The sequence below is a fragment of the Flavobacterium sp. SP2 genome, from assembly GCF_057626655.1.
This window is the reverse complement of the sequence record NZ_JBVHBT010000006.1, coordinates 65545-79379: the sequence shown is the minus strand read 5'-3', so window position 1 is coordinate 79379 and position 13835 is coordinate 65545. Positions and strand designations below refer to the sequence as shown.

Annotated in this window: 14 protein-coding genes; 6 read left to right on the top strand and 8 right to left on the bottom strand. The window is 33.5% G+C overall.

Annotated features, from left to right (window positions below):
* Positions 1-162: 162 nt before the first annotated feature.
* From ACZ098_RS12890 to ACZ098_RS12875, 4 genes are all read left to right on the top strand, one after another.
* Entirely contained in the window at positions 163-1077 is a 915-nt protein-coding gene (locus ACZ098_RS12890; protein WP_487312164.1) for a PstS family phosphate ABC transporter substrate-binding protein, read from the top strand.
* Between the two features lie 16 nt (positions 1078-1093).
* The gene (locus ACZ098_RS12885; protein WP_487312163.1) at positions 1094-2758 is read left to right on the top strand and encodes a tetratricopeptide repeat protein; all 1665 of its coding nucleotides are present in this window, start codon (positions 1094-1096) and stop codon (positions 2756-2758) included.
* Positions 2759-3000: 242 nt separating this feature from the next.
* Positions 3001-3633: a 7-carboxy-7-deazaguanine synthase QueE gene (locus tag ACZ098_RS12880; protein ID WP_487312162.1), complete on the top strand. Its 633-nt coding sequence runs from the start codon at positions 3001-3003 to the stop codon at positions 3631-3633.
* A gap of 11 nt (positions 3634-3644) precedes the next feature.
* Positions 3645-4022 carry an energy transducer TonB gene (locus tag ACZ098_RS12875; protein ID WP_487312161.1) on the top strand — a complete coding sequence of 126 codons (378 nt, stop codon included), beginning with the start codon at positions 3645-3647 and terminating at the stop codon, positions 4020-4022.
* 54 nt (positions 4023-4076) lie between these two features.
* Here the strand turns inward: ACZ098_RS12875 and ACZ098_RS12870 are convergent, their stop codons facing one another.
* The 5 genes from ACZ098_RS12870 to ACZ098_RS12850 form a co-directional block, all read right to left on the bottom strand.
* Positions 4077-4892, bottom strand: coding sequence for a TPM domain-containing protein (locus ACZ098_RS12870; RefSeq protein WP_487312160.1), 816 nt, complete (start codon positions 4890-4892; stop codon positions 4077-4079).
* Positions 4889-5326, bottom strand: a complete 438-nt coding sequence (locus tag ACZ098_RS12865; protein ID WP_487312159.1) for a TPM domain-containing protein — start codon at positions 5324-5326, stop codon at positions 4889-4891. Before ACZ098_RS12865 ends, ACZ098_RS12870 begins: the two co-directional genes overlap by 4 nt.
* Before the next feature lie 8 nt (positions 5327-5334).
* Positions 5335-5934 (bottom strand): LemA family protein, encoded by a 600-nt coding sequence (locus tag ACZ098_RS12860; protein ID WP_487312158.1) that lies wholly within the window; start codon positions 5932-5934, stop codon positions 5335-5337.
* Between the two features lie 36 nt (positions 5935-5970).
* Positions 5971-6303: a MerR family transcriptional regulator gene (locus ACZ098_RS12855; RefSeq protein WP_487312157.1), complete on the bottom strand. Its 333-nt coding sequence runs from the start codon at positions 6301-6303 to the stop codon at positions 5971-5973.
* A 126-nt stretch (positions 6304-6429) separates the two neighbouring features.
* On the bottom strand, positions 6430-7407 hold the full coding sequence (locus ACZ098_RS12850) for a M23 family metallopeptidase (RefSeq protein ID WP_487312156.1): 978 nt from the start codon (positions 7405-7407) through the stop codon (positions 6430-6432).
* A 132-nt stretch (positions 7408-7539) separates the two neighbouring features.
* Between ACZ098_RS12850 and ACZ098_RS12845 the strand changes: the two genes are divergently transcribed.
* Both ACZ098_RS12845 and alaS read left to right on the top strand, forming a co-directional pair.
* Positions 7540-8403, top strand: a complete 864-nt coding sequence (locus ACZ098_RS12845; RefSeq protein ID WP_487312155.1) for an SRPBCC family protein — start codon at positions 7540-7542, stop codon at positions 8401-8403.
* Complete coding sequence (alaS, locus tag ACZ098_RS12840) at positions 8403-11069, top strand: alanine--tRNA ligase (protein WP_487312154.1); 2667 nt, start codon at positions 8403-8405, stop codon at positions 11067-11069. The genes ACZ098_RS12845 and alaS overlap by 1 nt, the downstream gene beginning before the upstream one ends.
* Before the next feature lie 45 nt (positions 11070-11114).
* Here alaS and ACZ098_RS12835 read toward each other — a convergent pair whose 3' ends face one another.
* The 3 genes from ACZ098_RS12835 to ACZ098_RS12825 all read right to left on the bottom strand — a co-directional run bounded on the left by ACZ098_RS12835 (position 11115) and on the right by ACZ098_RS12825 (position 13824).
* Complete coding sequence (locus ACZ098_RS12835) at positions 11115-11582, bottom strand: VOC family protein (protein ID WP_487312153.1); 468 nt, start codon at positions 11580-11582, stop codon at positions 11115-11117.
* Between the two features lie 113 nt (positions 11583-11695).
* Positions 11696-12070: a RidA family protein gene (locus tag ACZ098_RS12830; protein WP_487312152.1), complete on the bottom strand. Its 375-nt coding sequence runs from the start codon at positions 12068-12070 to the stop codon at positions 11696-11698.
* 8 nt (positions 12071-12078) lie between these two features.
* Positions 12079-13824, bottom strand: a complete 1746-nt coding sequence (locus tag ACZ098_RS12825; RefSeq protein WP_487312151.1) for an ABC transporter ATP-binding protein — start codon at positions 13822-13824, stop codon at positions 12079-12081.
* Between the last annotated feature and the right edge of the window lie 11 nt (positions 13825-13835).

Here is a 13835-nt window from a genome sequence, read left to right as displayed (position 1 = left end):
TATTGTTTTTTTTGATTTATTTAACACTTGGGTTAATTATCATTTTTTGGGAGCAATTTCCAATTGCTATGGATACTAAGTATAGAGTAGCTTTTGGGGTATTATTAATAGGTTATTCTTTTCTTAGATTTTTGAGATTCTTTAATTCAAATACCAATTAGCATGAAACGATATTTTAAATATTTCATAATACCGGTAGCACTTGTTTTTGGATTCGTTATTTCTTGCGAAAAGAAAGATACTTCTAAACCAGGTAACGATTCGATATTAGAAGGTACTGTTTCAGTATTAGTAGATGAAACCATTTTGCCAATTGTCGATGATGAGAAAATTGTTTTTGAAAGCAAATACAAAGCAAAAATTAATTTGATTTCTTTATCGGAGAAAGAGGCAGTTAACGATTTGGTTAGCAATAAAGCACAAATTATAGTATTATCTCGAACACTATCCAAAGAGGAAGAGAAAGTATTTAGCAATAAAAACATAAAGCCAAGAACAGCACCTTTTGCTACCGATGCAATAGCTTTTGTTAAAAACAAAAAAACAAGCGATACTATCATTGCATTAGCAGATGTAATTTCTTTTTTGAAAGGCACTAAAAACGGAATAAAAGGATTGGTTTTTGATAATCCTAATTCAAGTACGGTACGATATCTTTCGGATCTTGCAAAAATAGATAAACTTCCAGAAGACGGTGTTTTTTCGTTTAAGACCAATGAAGAAGTAATTGAATATGTTGCTAAAAATGATGGGATGATTGGTGTTGTGGGTGTAAATTGGCTTTCCCAACCCAATCCAAATATGCAAAGCATTGTTGATGAATTAAAAATATTAAGCGTTAAAGGTTCTGATAATCAATACTATTACCCAAGTCAAGACAATATAGCTACAAAAAAATATCCTTTGGCACGCGAATTGTATATTATCAATTGTCAAGGTTATGAAGGTTTAGGAATGGGTTTCTCTTCTTTTATTGGTGGAGAAATTGGTCAGAGAATAATTTTAAAATCCGGATTAGTTCCAGCTCGAGTTCCAAGCCGACAAATAGTAACAAGAGTTCAATTAGAAAAGAAGTAAAATTAAAATAGAAAAGATGAGTAAATTTAAAATTTTCAGCATTGCATTGATAGCTTCTGCCACAGTAAGTCAAGCACAAGATATAGACCAAGCCAAAAAGGCTTTGGATGCTGAACAATATGAAAAGGCAAAAACAGTTTTAAAAAGCATTATTAGCGCAAAACCTTCTAATGGTAAAGCTGCATTTTTATTAGGAAATGTTTATTTGAAACAAAATGTTGAAGATTCAGCTAAAATTTATTTCCAAAAAGGTCTTGCAGCTACTGAAGGTGCAAAATTTAATACAATAGGTTTAGGTCATTTAGATCTAGATAATGGTAAAACAGCTGATGCAAAAGCTAAGTTTGATGCAGTAATTAAAGATACTAAGAAAAAAGATGTAGAAGAATATATTTATGTGGCACGTGCTTACATGAATTCTGCAAATCCTGATTTTAAAAGTGCTATCGAGGTTTTGAATAAAGCCAAAGCTAACAATCCAAATGATGCTCAAGTTCTGTTAGCTTTAGGCGATGCACATTATGGTGATAAAAATCAAAATGAAGCTATAGTTGCATATAAGAAAGCATATGAAGTTGATAATTCTTTATTAAGAGCAAAAATGCAACAAGGTGTTTTGTATAAAGGAGCAAGAGCATTTGATGTTTCAATAAAAGCTTTTGACGAAGTAATTGCATTAAATCAAAATTACGGACCAGTTTATCGTGAGCTAGCTGAAACCTATTATATTTGGGGTAATATTGAGCCAAAAAAATATACTGAGTACATTCAAAAATCGTTAGGTTATTATGAAAAATACCTAAGTTTGACTGATTATTCATTGTCTTCTCGTATGCGTCATGCCGACTTTTTAATTCTTGCAAAAGATTACAAAGCATTAGAAGTTGAAGCCAACAAAATGAAAGAAATTGATAACGTAAACCCAAGAATTTTACGTTACCTAGGATATTCTGCTTATGAGAATGGTAATACCGATGCAGCAATTGCAGCCTTGACAGAGTTTACTACTAAAGGTACAAACAAAGTTATTGCTAAAGATTACTATTATTTAGGTTTATCTAAAGCTAAAAAAGCAATCGGTGCTGATGGTGTTACTATCGACATGCCAGCTTTCACAGCAGCAGTTGCTGAAATTAAAAAAGCTGTTGAGTTAGAACCAACAATTGCCAACGAATTGAATGCAATCGGAAAAGCCTATTTTGCACAAAAACAATATGGTGCAGCAGCAAGTATATTTGAAGTTGCTATAACAAATCCTAATTCTAAAAATTTCTTAGAAGACAATATTTATTACGGATTGTGTGTGTACACTGAAAACAGAGGTAAAACTCCAGAAACAGTGGATAAAGTTGCTCTAGATAAAGGAGATAAAGCATTAGATTCAGTTATTGCAGCTTCGCCAGAATATACCGAGTCGTATATTTACAAAGCTAGAATCAACAATACCTTAGAAAAAGACGATGTTGTTGTTGCAAATTATCAAAAATTCATCGACTTGATTATGGCAAAAACTCCAGAAGATCAAAAAGCCAATCAAGCCAAAATCATAGAAGCTTACAACAACATGGCAGCCATCTATGCTAATACCGATAAAGCTAAAGCTAAAGAGTTTTTCAACAAAACGCTAGCAATTGATCCAGCTAATAAATACGCATTAGATTCTGTTAAAATATTAAAATAACACATCTATAATTTCACTAAAAACCGATAGCTCATAACTATCGGTTTTTTTATTTTAGGAGCATTAACATTTGGCATTTCGACCAGCGCAATTCCTGCTTTCCACTTGTAGTCACGATACCATCGTGAGCTACCATTGCAATCAGGGCTAAAGAGTTATCATTTTCATAAAAATATTAGAAACGCACAACACTTAAATTAAAATCCAAAATACGTACCTTTGCAAACTAGTAAAGAAAAATAATGCTTAAAAGAGAAACACAATTAGCCGTTGAAAAAGGAGAAATGCTACCTTTAATGGAAGAATTCTATACCATTCAAGGCGAAGGTTACCATACAGGAACAGCGGCCTATTTTATTCGAATTGGAGGTTGCGATGTTGGCTGTCATTGGTGTGACGTAAAAGAAAGTTGGAATGCCGAATTGCATCCACCTACGGCAACAGATCTTATTGTTGAAAACGCTAAGAAATATGCTGATACAGTTGTGGTTACTGGCGGCGAACCACTCATGTGGGACATGACCGTTTTGACTCAAAAACTAAAAGGCAAAAATTTAAAAGTGCATATAGAAACCTCTGGTGCTTACCAACTTTCAGGAACTTGGGATTGGATCTGTTTGTCGCCTAAGAAAAACAAACTTCCAACTCCAACAGTTTATGATAATGCCAACGAACTCAAAGTCATAATTTATAACAAACATGATTTTATTTTCGCTGAGGAGCAAGCACAGTTGGTCAACCCAAATGCCATATTATTTCTGCAACCCGAATGGAGTAAGAAAGAAGAAATAACACCATTAATAGTAGATTATGTAATGAACAATCCAAAATGGCGTGTTTCATTGCAAACACACAAGTACCTAAATATTCCATAATAAATCTAGTTATGAAATACGTTATCATTAGTTTATTGTTGTTCTTACTACCTAGTACAACTTTTGCACAAGTAGGAGGAGAAGATGAAGTTTATTTGTCAGGTGACCTTATCAATCCAAAGTTCAAAGGTGGTGATTTAGATAATTTTTACAAGTTTATTGGTGAAAATTTCGATTACTCCAAATTAACTAAAAAAGGAAAGATGGTAGTAGCCTTTACAATTAATGAAAATGGCGAGCTGAAAAATTGTAAAGTACTACAATTTCTCGATATTGAATCTGCCACCGAAATACTCAGAGTTTTAAAACTTTCTCCAAAATGGACAAGTGCCAAACGAGGCGGTAAACCCATAAGTGTAGAGTTAAAATTACCTTTAGATTTTAAATAAAACAAAAAACTCGTTTAGATTTTCTAAACGAGTTTTTTTATAATCTTAATTTCATTACCAATCACCACCAGCGCCACCGCCTGAAAATCCACCACCGCCAAATCCGCCGCCGAATCCGCCACCAGAAGAACCTCCAAAACCACCGCCAGACGAACCTCCAAAGCCACCGCCGTTTCCTCGTCCCAAACTACTAAGAATAATAACATCTAATAAACTTGGTCCGCCAAAATTAGTACCTGAATTTCCACCGTTTCCACCGTTTCGTTTCGATGCAATAATCATTACTACTACAAAAACTACAATAAAAAAAAGTATAGGAAAAATGCCGCCGTCGTCTTGTTTTTCAACACGTTTGCCTTTGAATTTACCTTTTAAAACATCAAAAATTGCATCAGCACCTTTGTTCAATCCGTTGTAATAACTTCCTGCTTTAAATTCAGGAGAAATAATATTTCGAATTATATTGGCATTTACTGAAGCAATAAGTAAATGTTCAAGTCCATAACCAGGAGAAATCCATATCTTTCTTTCTGTTTTAGCTACAAGAATTAAAACGCCATTGTCTTTTTTAGCATCGCCAATTCCCCAAGTTTGCGCCCAATTGGTTGCAACCGTGGCAATGTATTCTCCTTTAATATCATTCACAGTAATTACTACAATTTGGGTTGTAGTTGAATCAGAATAGCGCACTAATTTTTCTTCTAACTGCGTTTTTTCAGTAGCACTTAAAAGATTGGCATAATCGTAAACCGAAGTTTGAAAGTCGGGTTTCGGCGGAATCGTAAATTGGGAAAAACCCATTTGCGAAAGCAAAAGTCCTAAAAATAATAGCGGAATTAAGAACGATTTTTTTTGTGTATTTTGTATCATCCTTTCGATATTTCGTTCGATAATTCGTTAGTGTCATCTTCTTGGTACGGAAAGTGGTGCTTCAATTGTTCACCAGCTTTTAAAATTCCGTCAATTAAACCTTGTTTAAAATTACCTTGTTTAAAATGCGATTGAATCACGTCTTTAGTAGTATCCCAAAAATCTGGAGCTACTTTTTCGTTTATTCCTTTGTCGCCATAAATAACAAAATGCTTGTCTTTCACGGCAACATAAATTAAAACGCCATTAGAATCTTTAGTTTTATCCATTTCCAAGAGATGAAAAACTTCCACAGCACGCGTAAACGAATCTGTGGAAGTCGATTTTTCTATATGAATTCTAATTTCGCCAGAAGTATTTTTTTCAGCTATTTGGATAGCGTCAACAATTTCTTGCTCTTCGTTTTTAGATAAAAAATCTTCTACTTTTGACATTTTATAGGTTATTTAGCTTCTTTTTTATCAAAATTGAATTCTACATTTGGAGCTTTTTCAGCACCTTCAACCGATTTGAAATATGGTTTTTCTGCAAATCCAAAAATACCAGCAAACAAACTGTTTGGAAATGTTTTAATGTGGGTATTGTATGGTTTAACAGCTTCATTAAAACGTGTTCTAGCTGTTAGAATTTGATTTTCTGTACTAGTAAGTTCTGCTTGAAGATTTAAAAATCCTTGATTAGCTTGTAAACTTGGATAACTTTCAACGGTAACCAACAATCTTGAAAGCGCACTTTGATTTTGATTGAATTTTTCTAATTGTTCAGGTGTAATATTAGTTGGATCTACCACAGTTTTAGTTGCATTTGCTCTAGCTTGTACAACCGCTTCTAATGTTCCTTTTTCATATTCTGCTGCGCCCTGTACTGTTTTGACCAAATTTACAATTAGGTCGTTACGTCTTTGATAAGTGGTTTCAACATTTCCCCAAGCTTCTTCAATGTCTTGATTTAATGTTACTGCTGTATTGTTAATTCCTTTAAACCAAGAGTAACCAATGATTACTACAACGGCTAAAATTATCCAAGGCAAAAATTTTCTCATAATTTCTAATTTTAAGTTTTGTTTTTATTTATTGTTTTAAATTGAATTCTTAATACTCAATAATTGTGCCTTTACCGATTCTAATTTTGAAATTATTTCAAATTTATCTAACGTCTTTTTCTGTCCTTCCTTCAAATGTGTTTTTGCACCTTCTAATGTAAATCCGCGTTCCTTTACCAAATGAAAAATCAACTGTAAGTTCTTCACATCTTCTTGAGTAAACATTCGGTTTCCTTTAGCATTTTTCTTGGGTTTCAAAATGTCAAATTCTTTATCCCAAAAACGAATCAGTGAGGCATTTACACCAAATGCTTCTGCAATTTCGCCAATACTAAAATATAATTTATCTTTTGATAACTCTATGTGCATAATTTTTAAATTCCAAATTAATAAATTGCTACGCCTGTTTGCTAACGCTCTTGTCCAAATTCCAATCTGATTTTGATTTCGAAGTAAATATGTTTTCAAAAATCGAAAATCAGCAATCGAAAATCGTTAATCCAATGATTGATTCTCTTGATTGGCAATTTTTGAAATTGCTATGTATTCTGCTGCCGAAATATTTCCGTAATAAAAATTTATCGGATTCACTACTTTTCCATCTTTATGAACTTCGTAGTGCAAGTGCGGCGCTTCACTTCGTCCTGTGCTTCCTACATAACCAATAATGTCACCACGTTTAACTCTTTGTCCTGGGCGTGCTTTATACTTGCTTAAATGGGCGTACAAAGTTAAATATCCAAATCCATGCGTAATTTCAATATGATTTCCATAACCAGACAGCGAGTTGTCCGCTTTTCTCACAACACCGTCGCCAGTAGCATAAATTGGCGTACCAGTTTTGGCAGTAAAGTCCATTCCTTCATGCATTTTTCTTGCTTTAGTAAATGGATCGGTTCTGTATCCAAATCCAGATGCCATGTGCTTTAAATCTTCATTTTTAACTGGTTGAATTGCCGGAACAGCACTCAATAATTTATCTTTTGCTTTAGCCAATTTTAAAATTTCGTCCAACGATTTCGATTGTACTGATAAGGCTTTCGTAATTGCATCTACTTTTTCAGAGGTGCTAATTACCAAATCAGAATTATTGAATCCTTCCAATTCTTTGTAGCGATTTCGGTCGATAATTCCTCTTCTTTTTTCCTCCGAAATTGGAGCCGAATTGAAATAAACTCGATATAAGTTATTGTCTCTTTCCTCCAAATCTGACGCTACTTCGTTAATATTCTCAATTTTTTTATTCAAAATAGCATAGCGCAATTTCATGTTTTCAATTTCTCTAGCTTGAATCTTATCTTTTGGTGTTTCAAAATAAGGAGTATTCATTAAAACTACAAAACACAAAAAACCAAACAAAGCTGATGCAAGTAGGAATAACAAGGCATAACCAATTTTTGTTCTCTTTTGAGGTTTGATTTTTCGGTAAGCCAAATTTTCTGTATCGTAATAATACTTAACTTTCTTCGACATTTCTTAAATTATGCTATTTTTGTAATCTTTTAAGAGCAATAATGGTTATACGAACAAATTTAAGAAATGTTTCAATCTAAACTATTTTTTATCTTTAAATTGTCATAATTTCATTAACTAAAATTAAACGCTATGGATTTCGTAAAAGTAGAGGCTGTTTTTGACACAAGCAAATCGATGGTTTGGGAAGCAATTACGGATTCTGAAATTATGAAAGTTTGGTATTTTACTATTCCAAATTTTGTATTGAAAGTGGGAAGCCAATTTTCATTTTACGAAGGAGAAAAGAAAGAATATCTTCATGAGGGTGAAATTCTAAAAGTTGAAGAAAATAGGTTGTTCCAACACACCTGGAAACATCCTGAACAATCCAAAGGAAGTTCGGTTGTTACATGGGAAATTGAGGAAATTGGTAATGCGAAAGTAAAAGTTACCTTGACTCACGAAGGTTTAGAAAACTTTGCTGATGGCGGACCAAATTTTGCGCCAGCAAATTATGAAATGGGTTGGAATGCCATTGTGAAAACCAATTTGAGAAACTATCTTTACGGCATTAAAAAATTGATTTTCAATCAAAAAATTAATGCAGCTGACGAAGTTGTATGGAATAAAATGTGGGATAAAAAATCGTATACTGATTGGACAACGCCATTTTGTGCAGGAACTTATTTTACAGGTGAAATAGAATTGGGAAGCCGAATTCATTTTATTGCTCCAAGCTTTGACGGAATGTATAGCGATGTATTTTATCTAATTCCAAATAAATTAATCATTTTTAAACACATTGGAAATTTAAAAGATTTAAAAGAAGTACCAATCGATGCCGAAGCTGAACGTTGGACAGGAAGTTTTGAAACCTATAAAATAAACGAAGTAGACGGAATTACAACGGTTACTGCAGAAATTGATTGCGTTCCAGAATACATTAGTTACATGGAAGAAAATTTTCCATTAGCATTACAAGAATTAAAAAAAATATCAGAAAATACAAAATAATGAAATCACAAGACATTCGTAAAGCCTATCTCAATTTTTTTGAAAGTAAAGGACATTTAATCGTTCCATCGGCGCCAATCGTGCTAAAAGATGATCCAACCTTGATGTTCAACAACTCGGGAATGGCGCAATTCAAAGAATACTTTTTAGGAAATGGAACACCAAAAAGTCCACGAATAGCTGATACGCAAAAATGTCTTCGTGTTTCAGGAAAGCACAACGATTTGGAAGATGTAGGTTTTGATACGTACCATCATACTATGTTTGAAATGCTTGGAAACTGGTCGTTTGGTGATTATTTCAAAAAAGAAGCATTGGCTTGGGCTTGGGAATTTTTAACCGAAGTTCTAAAGTTAGATAAAGACCGTTTGTACGTTTCTGTTTTCGAAGGAAATCCAGCCGAAAATGTGCCGTTTGACCAAGAAGCATTTGATATTTGGAAGAAATATGTATCGGAAGACCGAATTATTTTAGGAAATAAAAAAGACAACTTTTGGGAAATGGGCGATCAAGGTCCGTGTGGTCCATGTTCCGAAATTCACATTGATATTCGTTCCGATGAAGAACGAGCGACAACTTCTGGAAGAGATTTAGTAAACGCCGATCATCCGCAAGTGGTAGAAATTTGGAACAACGTTTTCATGGAATTCAACCGTAAAGCTGATGGTTCTTTAGAAAAATTACCAGCGCAACACGTTGATACCGGAATGGGATTTGAGCGTTTGTGTATGGCAATGCAAAATGTGACTTCCAATTATGACACCGATGTTTTTACGCCGCTAATTGAAAAAGTGGAGCAAATTACAGGATTAAAATATACTTCAAACGATGCAATGATAAGTCGTGACTTGTCAATACAAGAAGAACAAAACAAAACCAACATTGCCATTCGTGTAATTGTGGATCACGTTCGTGCCGTTGCTTTCGCTATTGCTGATGGACAATTGCCATCCAATACTGGTGCAGGTTATGTAATTCGCAGAATTTTACGTCGTGCTATACGTTACGGATATTCATTTTTAAATACAACCGAACCTTTTATTAATCAATTAGTAGAAGTTTTGGCTAATCAAATGGGCGAATTTTTCCCAGAAATAAAAAAACAGCAATCATTTGTAGCAAATGTTATTCGTGAGGAAGAAGCATCATTTTTAAGAACTTTAGGGAGAGGAATAAATTATTTTAAATTGTATTCTGAACAATTTTTGAGTAAAGAAAATAATGATAAAGTTTTCCCTGGCTTTATGGCTTTTGAATTATATGATACTTATGGTTTTCCTTATGACTTGACTGTTTTGTTAGCTAAAGAAGTTGGTTTGAGTGTTGATGAAGCTATGTTTAATGAAAAAATGCAAGAACAAAAAGCACGTTCTAGAGCAGCTTCAGAAGTTTTTACTGAGGATTGGAAAGTGTTTTCAGCTGAAAATGCTCAACCGTTTGTTGGTTATGACCAAACCGAAAATGAAGTAAAAATCACAAGAATTCGTAAAGTAGATTCTAAAAAAGATGGAATTTTATATCAAATAGTTTTAGACAACACACCATTTTATCCAGAAGGTGGAGGACAAGTTGGTGATAAAGGAACACTAGTTTCTGCCAACGAAACGATTGATATTATTGATACTAAGAAAGAAAATAATTTAATATTACATTTTGCTAAACAACTTCCAGAAAATGTTGAAGCTGGTTTTGTTGCCAAAGTAAACACCGATTTAAGAACGTCAACTTCCAAAAATCACTCGGCTACGCATTTGATGCACTTGGCTTTGAGAACCATTTTAGGAACGCATGTGGAGCAAAAAGGTTCGTTGGTAAATCCTAATTACTTGCGTTTTGACTTCTCCCATTTTTCTAAAGTTTCTGATGAAGAATTACGTCAGGTTGAAGCAAGTGTAAATGCTCAAATTGAAGCACAATTACAATTGGTAGAGCACAGAAATATTCCAATAAAAGATGCATTAGATAAAGGAGCGATGGCTTTGTTTGGAGAAAAATATGGTGATTCAGTAAGGATGATTGAATTTGGCGAAAGCAAAGAACTTTGTGGTGGAATTCACGTGAAAAATACGGTTGATATTTGGCATTTCAAAATCATTTCGGAAGGTGCTGTTGCTGCAGGAATTCGTCGTATCGAAGCTATTACTGGTGCTGCTGTGAAAGATTTCTACAGAAATCAAGAAAGTACATTGGCAGAAATCAAAGAAACGTTGAAGAATCCACAGGATATTTTGAAATCGGTAGCAACATTACAAGACGATAATGCGAAGTTGAAAAAACAAATTGAGCAATTAGTAAAAGAAAAGGTTGACGGATTAAAAAATACGTTAGTTGCTGATTTTCAGGAAATCAACGGAATTAACTTTTTAGCAAAACAAGTCGATTTGTCAATGAGCTCAACTAAAGATTTAGCTCAGGCAATAGGAACTTCAAAACCAAATTCATTTGTGTTTTTAGCATCTGTTGAAGACAATACTCCAAATATTCACTGTTATATTTCGAAAGAATTGGTAGCTGAAAAATCTTTAAACGCTGGAAATGTAATTAGAGAATTAGGAAAATACATCGACGGAAATGGTGGCGGACAAGCGTTTTTCGCATCTGGAAAAGGTAAAAATGTAAACGGAATTAAAGAGGCTTTGGAGAAAGCGGTTGATTTTGTAAAATAAAAAAAGTAAAAACAAAACCCTTTCAAATTTGAGAGGGTTTTGTCTTTATTGTGCCGAAGCACTATTTATTTCTATCCAATACCCATTCGGATCTTTAATGTAAATTTGTTTTATTCCGTCAGCGCGCGTGGTAATTTTATTTGAAATTCCTTCCCAATCGTTGTATTCTATTTTTAATGATTGTAACTTCAAAATTACTTCGTTAAAACTTGTGGTTGTAAAGGCAATGTGAATGGCTTTGTTCAAAACAATAGGTTCTTTAACTGTTGAAACCAAATGCAATTCCTTGTCGTCACCTAAAGAAAACCAACGAATTCCTTCCTTTTTAGTCTTGTTAGTAATTTCTTTTAAACCAAGAACTGAAGAATAAAAATGTGCTGATTCCTCCACATTTTTTACTGACAAAGCAATATGATTGAACGACAATTGCATCGCCTTATTCTCTTGAGCAGTAATTTTTCCAATGAAAAAAACAAATACAACTAAAATTCTAATTTGTGTAATCACTTTCATAAGTAGGTGTTTAAGTGTAGCGAACAATAATTTGCTAAAAGTATAAAAATAAACGATCGTTCAATTAATTTCAGAAATCTAACAACGCTAAATTTACTGTTATTTGTAAAAAATTACTTGGCGATTACGGCAATAGCATCAATTTCGATAAGCCAATTTCTATTTCCTAAAATAGTGACACCAACTAAAGTGCTTGCTGGATAACTTCCAGTTCCTATAAATTTTTTTCTAACTTTTCTATAAATCGGTAAATCAACTTCTGGATTGAAATTTACAATGTAAGTATTCATTTTTACCACATCTTCAAAACTTGCTCCGCTTTCTTTCAATAACAACTCTAATTTTGTAAAAGTGGAAATGGTTTGCGATTCTAAATCGTTTCCTTCTCCAATTTGTCCAGAAATATGTAATGTAGTAGTCGCATCAGTTTCAATGACTACAACTTGTGAGAAACCTTCGTTTGGATGTAAATATTCTTTTTTAAACATTTTAAAATTTATTTTCGTTCACCAATTTGCTGACGCCACATTGCATAATACAAACCTTTTTCTTCCAATAAAGCTTCGTGTTTGCCTTGCTCAATAATTTGACCTTGTTCCAAAACGAAAATTTTATCGGCGTGCATAACGGTTGACAATCGGTGCGCAATTAAAACAGTAATTCTATTTTGATCCGATATGTTTCTAATGGTTGCATTAATTTCTTCTTCTGTAATTGAATCTAAAGCCGAAGTTGCTTCGTCAAAAATCAGTAAATTCGGATTTCTCAAAATTGCTCTTGCAATAGACAATCGTTGCTTTTCTCCTCCAGAAACTTTAATTCCGCCTTCACCAATAGTTGAATTCAATCCGTCTTCGGCACGTTCTAACAATTTGTCGCAACTTGCTTTGTGTAACACTTCAAGCAATTCTTGATCGGTTGCAGATGGTTTTACAAACAATAAATTTTCACGAATTGTTCCACTAAATAATTGCGCGTCCTGAGTTACAAATCCGAGTTGTTTTCTCAAGTCTAATAAATCAATTTCTTTAGAATCGATTTCGTTGTAGCGTACATTTCCTTTTTCTGGCGGATATAAACCAACCAAAAGTTTAACTAAAGTGGTTTTTCCAGCTCCAGAAGGTCCAACAAACGCAACCGTTTCACCTTGTTTTATATCAAAATTTATATTTTCAACCGCATTGTGTTTCGCCGATTTATGTTTGAAACTCACATTTGAAAAGTGTAACGATTTTATTGCTCCTACATTTTTAGCATTTTTAGGACGGTATTCTTTTGGCGCATTCAACAATTCCTTAAAGTTTTCCATCGATACTTTGGTTTCATTCAAAGCGATAATAAATGTTCCTAATTCTTGCAAAGGGCCAAAAATAAAGAAGGTAAAAAAGACCATTGTCAGTAAATCACCCACTATAATTTTGCCGCCAAACAAGAAATAATACAACGTAAAAACTACACAGGTTCTGAGAAAATGAACAGTTGTTCCTTGAATGAAACTCAAACTTCTAATGAAACGGATTTTTTGTAATTCAAGTTGTAGAATTTTTAAGGTGTTTAAATTTAAACGTTTTTCTTCTTGATAGGTGAGACCTAAACTTTTAACTAATTCGATATTTCGTAAACTTTCAGTAGTAGAACCAGCTAAAGCATTGGTTTGAGTGACAATTTTTCTAGAAACTATTTTAATCTTTTTGCCCAAATACGAACTTACCAATGCAATAATTGGAGCCGTGATTAAGAAGATTATCGAAATTCTGTAATCGATTCTAGAAACATAAACGATGACAAAAATAAATCCGATCACCGTTTGAAATATCAATGAAATCGAAAGCGTAATTAATTTTTCTGAATCCAGACGAACTTTAGTTAATTTACTTAAAGTTTCTCCACTTCGTTGGTCTTCAAATTGTTCGTAAGGTAAATCGAGCGATTTTTTAATTCCGTCGGTATACATTTCGGCGCCAGTTCGTTGAATTACTATATTGGTGAAATAATCTTGAAAATTTTTGGTAATTCTAGAAATCATGGCTGCGCCAAGGGATAATCCGAGCCAAAAAGCAACCGATTTAATGAAACCCATTTCATTGCCTTTGTATTTGCCAATTCCAACGCCGCAATCTTGCATTAATTTTCCGGTAATGATGGAGTCGGACAAGCTAAAGCAAATGTTAATAGCCGCCATAAGTAAGGCGATGAACAAAAGCATTTTATGTTTTTTGATATAACTATATAAGAGATTCATTTAAACTATTT